Raw genomic sequence first — 9,782 nt, 5'->3', positions numbered from 1 at the left:
GGAACCGCGAACCCGCCGCGAACCCGATCGCGATATGCAGTTCCCGTCTCGCCGTCCTCCTCGTCACGGAACTCCACGCCCGACACCCTCCACGGGTCAGGCAGTTGCAGGGCGGCGGTGAACAACGACGTGGTATCCATACCCCCAAACTACCCGACCAGCACCACCACCCCCCCGACCCACTCACCCACACCAAACAGCGAAAGGCCTAAAAATTGATAATTATTTGAGCTTAGTCAAGTGCAGTGCGGTGGTTGATATGGAGCAGGATGAAACATGCCTCCATTGACTACGTAGTTCAGCTGATCGTGGATTGCCGGTTGTGGTGGTTCGCTCTTGTGATACGTGCCGAAAAAAGCTGGAAGAACCGTTGGGCTCTTCTCGGCAGGCGGGGAAGCCGTGTACAGTGGCGTGTAGTTAGCCGCAATCAAGGAGCATCGTCATGACCAATGGGCACATCAATCCCGCCAACGTACCAGACATCGCGTTGAAAGACGGACATTCGATTCCGCAGGTAGGACTCGGTGTGCTGCGCATCGACGACGATGGCGTGACCCCGGTGGTCGAATCCGCGCTCGCCGCCGGCTACCGCCATATCGATGGAGCGGCAGGTTACAACAATGAGGCCGGCGTGGGCCGTGCGCTCTCCGCCACCGGCTACAACAAGGGTGCCGCTCGTGAGACTCTGTGGGTCACCACCAAGTTGCGCGACTCCCAGCAGGGCTATGATTCCGCACTCAAGGCGTTCGACGATTCCCTGAACAAGCTGCAACTCGACTATGTGGACATGTACATGATTCACTGGCCAACCCCGTTCGATTGGCGCAGCGCCGACACCTGGAAGGCGTTCGTGAAGCTGCGCGAGGAAGGCCGTGCCCGCACGCTGGGCGTGTGCAACTTCATGCCCGCCGATTTGAAGCGTCTCTACGATGAAACCGGTTCCTGGCCTGCCGTGAACCAGATCGAACTGCACCCCACTTGGCAGCAGCGCGAAGTGGTGGCCTACTGCAAGGAGCACGGCATTGCTGTGGAAGCCTACTCGCCGATGGCTCGCGGTGCTGATCTCAATGCTGGCAACGGCACGATTGAGCGTATTGCCGAAGCGCACCAGGTGAGCCCAGCTCAGGTGATTCTGCGCTGGCATATCGAAAACGGCACAATCATTATTCCGAAGTCCGTGCATGACGAGCGTCAGAAGGAGAATCTGGATTTGTTCGGCTTTGCGCTGACCGCCGAGGAGCATGCGGCCATCGACGCTCTGGACGGCCCGACCCGCGCCGGCCACGACCCCGCCACCTTCACCTACGCCTGATTAGATGCCACGCCGCTCATATCGCCGCTCAGGTACACGTTCCGCGCATTTCCGCCGCGGATTCAACGCATCGAACCCCCTGGAACGCATCCTGATTCTGCTCGTGATTGCCGCCATCGTCGGTGTTACGGCAGGATTACTGCTGCCGGAGGTAAGCCCCACCGCGGCCAAAATCACCGGCAACTACACTGCCACCGGTTCGGCTGCGGACACTCTGAACCAGCTCACTGTGGACGATAACCAAAGCTCATCCGGCTACGACCGCGACTCCTTCGGCTTCCGCGAAACCGACACCGACGGCAACGGATGTGACGCCCGCGAAGACGTGCTCGCCCGCGACCTGACCGACGTGCAATACAAATACGCCGGCTCCTGCCAAGTGGCATCTGGCACCTTGCAGGACCCATACACCGGCCAGACCATCCACTTCGTGCGTGGCCGAACCACCAGCGCCAAAGTACAGATCGACCACGTAGTGGCCCTCGAGAACGCGTGGCAATCCGGTGCACGCGACTGGTCCACCGCCGAACGCCACCAATTCGGCAACGATCCTTACAATCTACTCGCCGTGGATGGCCCCGCCAATCAGGAGAAAGGCTCAGCCTCCGCCGCCTACTGGCTGCCCACCAATGCCGATTACCGCTGTGATTACGTGGCTCGGCAAATCGGAGTCAAAGACAAATACAAGCTCACCGTGACCACGCAGGAAAAAGATGCGATGCTCGCCGTGCTCCACACCTGTCCTGGGCAGGCGGTCCCGGCTGATGAATAGTCATTGATGAATAGCCACTGATGAATAGTCACTGGTGAATAGTCAGTGAACTGACGCTTGATCAGTAATCTCGAATGACTTATTAATTGACTCAGAAACATGGTGACGCTATAACAGGGGCCGGTATATAAGAGAGGCACGAACACATATATGAGCGCCAACGAGAACACGAATAATCCCGCGGAACCCACCAATACATCGACATCATCTACGTCCGACAATAGGCATGCGGCCAGTCAGCACATGCCGCGTACCAACGACCCCACCATTGCTAGCAACACCCACGGCCGTGGTTATGGCCGTATGCATACCATCGATAAGCGCCGCACCATCCACCCCGAGCAGGAGAGGCTCACCGCCAAGCACCCTGAACTTAATATCGTGGATGCAGAAACCGCGGCCAGCATTGAGCGCGGCGACGCCGAAATCGACAAGGAACGCGCAGCTGCCCGTGCACAAGAACGCGGTGGCAAGTCGGTGACCCACCACGGACATGCGCTCGCAGGTATTCTGGGCCCTGCGTTCGTGGCCGCGGTGGCATACGTGGATCCTGGCAATGTGGCCGCCAACGTCACCTCCGGCGCGCGTTACGGCTATCTGCTGGTCTGGGTGCTGGTGCTCGCCAATGCGATGAGTGTGCTCATTCAATACCAGTCCGCCAAACTCGGCATTGTGACCGGCAAGTCCCTGCCGGAATTGCTCGGCGAACGCATGCATGACGCCGGTCGATTCATGTTCTTCATGCAAGCCGAAGTCATCGCCATCGCCACCGATTTGGCCGAGCTTATCGGTGGTGCCATCGCGTTGAACCTGCTGTTCGGTCTGCCGCTGTTCGTCGGCGGTGTGGTGATCGGCGCGGTTTCCACCGTTCTGTTGTTGTTTGAGGGTGGCAAAACCCATCGCCTGTTTGAGAAAATGGTCATCGCCTTACTGCTGGTGATTACGTTCGGCTTCATCGCCGGCCTGTTCATCGCTCCGCCAAATCCGGCTGATGTGGCAGCTGGTCTGATTCCGCACTTCACCACCACGGATTCCGTGCTGATGGCGTCCTCCATGCTTGGCGCCACCGTGATGCCGCACGCGATTTACCTGCATTCCACGCTGGTGAACGATCATTACGCGGGCGGGCAGGAGAAACCGTCCATCAAGCGTTTGCTCGACGGCTCCAAGGTTGACGTGTTCTGGGCGTTGCTACTTGCCGGTACCGTGAATTTGAGCCTGCTGATTTTGGCCGCCAACTCTCTGTACGGCATGAAGGGCACCGATTCGATTGAAGGTGCTCAGCATGCAATTGTGGCCGTGCTGGGCCCGGTGATCGGCACGATTTTCTCTATCGGGTTGCTGGCTTCTTCGCTGAGCTCCACCTCGGTGGGCACGTATGCCGGCTCCGAGATTATGCATGGATTGCTGCGCATCAAGGCTCCAATGTGGGCTTGCCGTGTGGTGACCTTGGTGCCAGGCCTGATTGTGTTGTGGTTTGCGCCGAACCCCACCGAAGCGTTGGTGATTGGCCAGGTGATTCTTTCCGTGGGTATTCCGTTCGCCATCATTCCGCTGATGCGCTACACGCATGACAAGCAGCTCATGGGCAAATGGGTGGACGGCCCAATCAAGCACGCCATCTTCATTGCCGTGGCCGTGCTGATCATCGCGTTGAACGTGCTCCTCATAGTCCTCACCCTCCTCGGCAAGGCATGAATACGTTCCCGCGGGCGAGGATTTTTCCTCGGTCAAACCGACTCATCGGGCCAACAATTAATTTAGCCGACTCAATTGATTTGTTTGGCCTGCCTGAGTTGCCTGCCCCGGATAATCCGTCTGTCCCCAGCTAGCCTGTATGATCCGGCTAACCTGTCTGACCCAGCTAACCTGTATGACCCGGATAATCTGTCTGTCCCGGTTAGCCTGTATGACCCAGCTAGCTTGTCTGCTCCGATTAGCTTGTCTGACCCAGCCAATTTGGCCGAATTGGCGGTACTGTCCGACTGAATACCTATTTGACTGTAGGATTTCCAACACTGACTGTAGGTTTTTGAACATTGACTGTCGGACTCTGAACACTGACTGTAGGTTTCTGAACGAATTTCGTTGGAAATCCTACAGTCAGTGTCAAAAAACCTACAGTGATTGTTCAAAGTCCTACAGTCAACGTAGAAAAACCTACAGTCCAGTAGTGGTTTTAGTCAGTTGTAGGGTTACTAAGGCACTGGACGCTGGGCCACTAGGCTACTGATGTCACTAAGGCCAATAAGACACTGGTCTATTTAGATTTTTGGACCATCAGGCCACTAGGAAACAACTGTTTGGCCGCCTCGTTTAAAAGTTCCCGCCAAAGATTAACTACCACAATATTTATTGTGGATAATTCGAAATTATCCACAAGAGTTTTTACCCCGTCATAGTATCCACAATTGTCGGTCGAGCTTGCTGAATACCATTGACGATTCCTAGCGTTGATATATGGATACATATACAACAGTGATGAATAAATTAGATGCCGCAAAACGAGCTAAGCGGTGCATGCGAGCATCTGAAGATGCAGAGTACATGCTGCTGAGGCGGTTACGGGCAAAAGGGGAAATCATTTGCCCATATCCCAACATGTACATGGATCGCGGATATTGGAATAGCCTCAGTCCACCAGATCAGATGCTGCATATTATGCGCACGTTGTCGGTAGGACATCCGGATATGGTCTTTGCTGGCATTTCAGCGGCCTGTGCATGGGGATTAGACCATTCGTTTTATTTGCATGCTCAAGATAACCGAATCATGATAGCGGCCAGTAGTGGAACGCCGACTAATGAGTATTGCAGTCAGGTACGCAGATTTTATGTGCCGCAGCATGAAATCGAACAAGCTCAGTACGTTGGCGGAGTTAAAGTCACGACTATTCAACGTACGCTATTCGATTGCGGTCGTATCTATGAACCTCGAATCGCGCTGTCGTTTTATGACTCCGCCATACGGCAGAGGCTCATTGCTCGTGAAGACTTAGTCGCATATTGCAATGAGAAGCATCGTTGCCGAAACCAATATCAAGCTCGTGCGCTCGCAACCTTTGCCAATGGGCTTAGTGAGAATGGTGGCGAGTCATTTTGCTATGGAACTATGGCAGAAGACGGCGTGATGTTACCGGAGCAGCAGGTTGAGTTCGTTGATACGAATAATCCAAATACTGTGTATCGAGTTGATTATTTATGGAGATTGCCTGATGGGACAATGATTGCTGGCGAGTTCGATGGGCAAAGAAAGTATGTGGACCCGTCGATGACCAACGGTCAGAATGTTGGTGGCATAGTTAAACGCGAACGCAGCAGACAAAACGTGCTTACGACGCTCGGTGTTAGTCATACTGTGCGCTGGTTTTTCGAAGATGCGTATCATCGATTGCCAATGAAAAAGGCTTTGGCTGCAGCGGGAGTACCAATTGGTGAGCCTACTGCTCCGTGGATTCGATGACTATGTATGTCTGATGACAAGATGCGGCCAGTTGCCACTTGCGACATTTGGGTTAGGAGTTTGCCGGCAACGGTCTGATCGTCTGCTGCTTGTGGTGGGTTGATTGGTTGATATCTGCGAGAGTTTGTATGAGGTAAGGGTGCCGAATCCTATACTGACCGTAGTCGACTACGGTTGGTTGTCTCCGACGGCAATTGACTGTATGTTTTTGAACGTTGACTGTAGGATTTCTAACACTTTTTAATACTGTGTATATGTTGACTGTAGGATTTTGGACATTGACTGTAGGATTTCCAACGAAATTCGTTCAAAAACCTACAGGCAACGTTAAAAACCCGACAGTCAGTGTTCGGAAACCTACAGTCAGTCGGATAGTTGCTGGACTGGGGGATGGACGAGTCGGCAACTACCCGACGCTTAACGTCAGTTAACGGCCCGACGCACGCTTCAAACGCTGGCACTCGGCGAATCAGGAAAGGACACCCTAGCTCAGGAAGTTCCTCCTACGCGCGCTTCAACCGTTGGCGCAGCACGCGCAGGGACACGGCATCGCGCATGTGGCCGGCACCATCTCCGCGCACCCCGAACGCCACCATGAGCACCATCACAAAGCAGATGCCTGCAGAGATACGCAGCGCCCATTGAATGCCGAAAATGGAAGCGGCAACTGCGGAAGCCCCGTTACTGTGCTGCCATGCGGCAAACGTCTCCATCAGGATCACAAGCACCGGCGCACCCACGGCACCAGCAATCTGACGCGCGGTGTTGGTCACCGAGGAGCCGGCCGAAACCTCATCCGGCCCGTTCAGGCAGTTCAAGGACCATGTAGTGATGGGCATGAGCAGGAATCCCATACCGATCTGACGCACGAACTGGCAGATGGATACCCACCAAATCCACGTATCCATAGACACCAAAGACATGCCGATGGTGCCCACGGTAAGCACGATGGAACCGAACAACGCCACAGGCCGCGCCCCGAAGCGGTCCATTGCACGCCCGCCAAAGAACTGGGAAACGCATTGACCGATGGCGCCGGGCAGCATGATCAGGCCGCTCATCGTGGCTGAAAAACCACGGTCGGTCTGAATATAAAGCGGCATGATTACCAGAATCGAGCTAAAGGCAAAGAACGCCAATGAAGCGGTGATGGTGCCCACGGTGAAGGAGCGGTTCTTCAGCACTCGCAAGTCGAGCAGCGCCGGCTGGGGGAGCGGCCCCTTGCCCAAAGCCTTGGCTTCGCTATAGCGGCGGCCGTGACGCAGGTTCCGCAGCACGAACCACACGATGCCTACCAGGCCAACAAGCATTGGCCCCCATACCGCAGGAGCCGCAAACCCGTAGGTCTCCGAGTTGGTGAAGCCGAACATCAGCCCGCCGAAACCGATTACGGATAGCGACACTGAGAAGAAGTCGGCGCGTGCGGATGGGTCGTGCGAGCCGAAGTTATGCAGCCAGAACATGGCGGCGAGCAATGAGAGCACGCCGATAATCGTCATGGTCAGGAAGATGGATCGCCAGCCGTTGGCGTCGGTCTGCCAGCCGCCCAGTGTCGGTCCGATGGCCGGAGCCACGCTCATGGCCATACCCACGGTACCCATTGCGAATCCGCGTCGAGACAGGGGGTAGATGGAGAACACGGTGATCTGCAGCACCGGCCACATCACGCCCGTGCCCGCCGCCTCCAGCACGCGACCGAGCAGCACCCATATGAAGTTCGGCCCGAGCCATGCCATTACTGAGCCAAGTGTGAACACCGCCATTGAGCAGATCACGATTTGGCGCGTGGAGAAACGTCGGGTCAGGAATGCGGTGAGCGGCACCATAACGCCCATCACCAACTGGAATACGGAGGTGAGCCATTGGCCGGTGGTTACGGAAATGCCGAATTCGGAAACGATGATCGGCAGCGCTGAGCTCAGCTGCAACTGAGTGAAATTACCAACGAATGTGATGAATGTAAGAATGGCGATGGAAACGAATGCGGCTCGGCTCAGTTTGCCGTCCACATAGGATTCCTCTTGGCTCAGTACTTGCTGCAGTTCGCTTGTACGATTCTTGATTCCGTTCTCTCCAGCCACACAAACTCCACTTCTGCGCTCGGCCGGAAAAGCTGACTGGCTATATGCGATGGGATTGGAGACTTTGCCTAGTCCAACCCAAATAGCAAACAACTGTTGCAGAGCCTATCTGCTTACCGTTGCCGATACGCTGTGTGCCGCCATGTGCTTCTGTGCTTGGCCGGGCAGCCCCCTTGGAAAGCACGAATATACACTACGCCTCAGGGTGGTCTGTCTTGCTGAAGCTCGCCACACTGCAAAACCATCCCCTCGTGCGCCGAATCAAAGGGCGTATCTTCCACCCCTATATGCAAATAGGGTCACATGCTGATTAATGCAGGCCCAATAAAGGTTTGGTAAAGCGTTTATTCGTCTAAATCACCCCGAAAAGCAACATTAAACCCCCTATTTGTGCCCCGTTCTTTGTAGGATGCTGTAATAGGCCCGTTTTCTGGAACGTGACTCGAAATGCGAATGAGAACAGCCGGTTGAGGCGTGTATGAGTTTCGAGAAAGCAGGGGCCGCAGACAGAGAGCAAGTAGTGAAGAAGAGGATGTCCGTAATGGCGTCAGCAGAACATAATCCAGCGACTGTAACAGCCAGTCAATCTGATACGACGAGATCTAGTCGGCTTGCCACCACTCGCCAGCAGCGATTGACGCAAGTTCTTCATTGGCGGTTTTACGTCAATCTAGCATTGATGTTTATTGATGCTGCCATGTTCATTCTTGCGGGAGCGTTGATTCTGGGTATTCGCGATGAAGTTCACCCGTTCTATTCGTCGCGATTCGACTTCACCATGAATGTCACGTTGTACCTTGTTATTGCCGCGTGCTTCTGGGTATGGTCTTTGCACTTTGTTGGTGTGTATCACCGTCATATTATGGGCGATGGGTATCAGCTGAATGCGCTTCTGGTGCGGGGGTTGGTTACCTGCTGGATTATCCAGTGCGCATTCAATTTCTTCTTTGATTTCAGGTTGACGCTAACCTCACTATGCTTGATTGATCTGGCGGGATGGCTTCTTACAGTAGTTGAAAGAGTGTTTACGCGCGCTTTTATTACAAGGTCGCGTAAGAAGGGTGCTTACGCTTACGGTACTGTGCTTGTTGGTTCTCCGTCTGGCATTAGCCACACGCTCAAATTCTTGAGCAAGCGTGAGCAATTGAACTATCGTCCGGTGGCTGTTTGTCCTATTCGTATCAACCGTGATTCTGATGCCATTGAAGCGGATCGCGATATTGAAGACATGCAGCGAGATATCTTCATGAATTGGGGAACTTCTCTGCCGGTGGTTGAATATGCTGATTCCGGTTTAGCGGAAAACTTTGTTGATATGGATGCTCAAACTGTTATGGTCACGGATGAGCTGCGCCGCTATTCTGATAACTACAACGTCTTCTCCGTGCGTATGGAGTCTATGGGGCTTGAAGTTGCCATGCTAGCGTCCGCAGCGGATACCGCTAATCATGAGATTCAGATTCGTTCTATTCAGGGCACCACGATCATTACGCAACGATTGCCTCAATATTCGGTGACGGCAAAGATCTATAAGCGTGTGTTTGATGTGATTGTTTCGTTGATTGCACTTGTGTTGTCTTCACCTATCATGCTGATTACGGCTATTCTCATCAAACTTGAAGATGGCGGTCCGGTATTTTACAAGCAGCAGCGTATTGGTCTTCGCGGCAATCCGTTCTCTATTCATAAATTCCGTTCTATGCGAGTGGATGCGGATAAGTATCTTGCCGAAGTTGCTGCCCAGAATGGGCAAAAGTTAGGCGCACGCGTGAAAATCAAGAAGGACCCACGTATTACGAAGATTGGTCATTTCATTCGTAAGACTTCAATCGATGAGCTTCCGCAGTTTATTGATGTTTTGCTTGGCACTATGTCGGTGGTGGGTCCTCGCCCGCAGCGTCAGTTCGAGGTGGATGAATACAGTCGAGTCTTTGCTACACGACTCCTTGTAAAGCCTGGTATTACAGGCCCGTGGCAGGTGTCTGGTCGTAATGACTTGTCTGATGAGGAATCTGAAGCCTTGGATGTGGCCTATGTGCAGAATTGGTCGGTAATGGGAGACATTATCTACATCTTGCGCACGGTCGGTACAGTGCTTCATCCGAACGGTGCTTACTGATATATAAATCTATAAGCTGATTCTGGGGGGGGGGTA

At 53.9% G+C, this 9,782-nt stretch carries 6 protein-coding genes; 5 read left to right on the top strand and 1 reads right to left on the bottom strand.

Annotation, left to right across the window (positions count from 1 at the left end):
• Positions 1–442 precede the first annotated feature (442 nt).
• The 4 genes from BISA_RS09695 to BISA_RS09680 all read left to right on the top strand — a co-directional run bounded on the left by BISA_RS09695 (position 443) and on the right by BISA_RS09680 (position 5,546).
• Positions 443–1,312 (top strand): aldo/keto reductase, encoded by an 870-nt coding sequence (locus BISA_RS09695; RefSeq protein WP_033891703.1) that lies wholly within the window; start codon positions 443–445, stop codon positions 1,310–1,312.
• A gap of 4 nt (positions 1,313–1,316) precedes the next feature.
• Positions 1,317–2,084, top strand: a complete 768-nt coding sequence (locus BISA_RS09690) for an HNH endonuclease family protein (protein ID WP_033891701.1) — start codon at positions 1,317–1,319, stop codon at positions 2,082–2,084.
• 426 nt (positions 2,085–2,510) lie between these two features.
• Complete coding sequence (locus BISA_RS09685) at positions 2,511–3,782, top strand: Nramp family divalent metal transporter (protein WP_051917489.1); 1,272 nt, start codon at positions 2,511–2,513, stop codon at positions 3,780–3,782.
• Between the two features lie 762 nt (positions 3,783–4,544).
• A complete protein-coding gene (locus BISA_RS09680) occupies positions 4,545–5,546 on the top strand; it encodes a hypothetical protein (protein ID WP_033891700.1) in 1,002 nt (333 codons plus the stop codon).
• A gap of 503 nt (positions 5,547–6,049) precedes the next feature.
• On the opposite strand, the gene BISA_RS09675 is transcribed toward BISA_RS09680, so the two are convergent.
• Complete coding sequence (locus BISA_RS09675) at positions 6,050–7,627, bottom strand: MDR family MFS transporter (protein WP_033891699.1); 1,578 nt, start codon at positions 7,625–7,627, stop codon at positions 6,050–6,052.
• Between the two features lie 541 nt (positions 7,628–8,168).
• Here BISA_RS09675 and BISA_RS09670 point away from each other — a divergent pair.
• Positions 8,169–9,746: a sugar transferase gene (locus BISA_RS09670; protein WP_420308730.1), complete on the top strand. Its 1,578-nt coding sequence runs from the start codon at positions 8,169–8,171 to the stop codon at positions 9,744–9,746.
• Positions 9,747–9,782 lie beyond the last annotated feature (36 nt).

Source organism: Bifidobacterium saguini DSM 23967 (assembly GCF_000741715.1).
GTDB classification, from domain to species: domain Bacteria; phylum Actinomycetota; class Actinomycetes; order Actinomycetales; family Bifidobacteriaceae; genus Bifidobacterium; species Bifidobacterium saguini.
Note: the sequence above shows the minus strand (reverse complement) of the source record. Positions and strands in the feature narration are given on the sequence as shown.

What these genes read in the sequence shown, in the direction of transcription:
- BISA_RS09670 (WP_420308730.1), top strand. Translation starts at nt 8,169, where the DNA reads ATGGCGTCAGCAGAACATAATCCAGCGACTGTAACAGCCAGTCAATCT.
- BISA_RS09690 (WP_033891701.1), top strand. Translation starts at nt 1,317, where the DNA reads ATGCCACGCCGCTCATATCGCCGCTCAGGTACACGTTCCGCGCATTTC.
- BISA_RS09695 (WP_033891703.1), top strand. Translation starts at nt 443, where the DNA reads ATGACCAATGGGCACATCAATCCCGCCAACGTACCAGACATCGCGTTG.
- BISA_RS09680 (WP_033891700.1), top strand. Translation starts at nt 4,545, where the DNA reads ATGGATACATATACAACAGTGATGAATAAATTAGATGCCGCAAAACGA.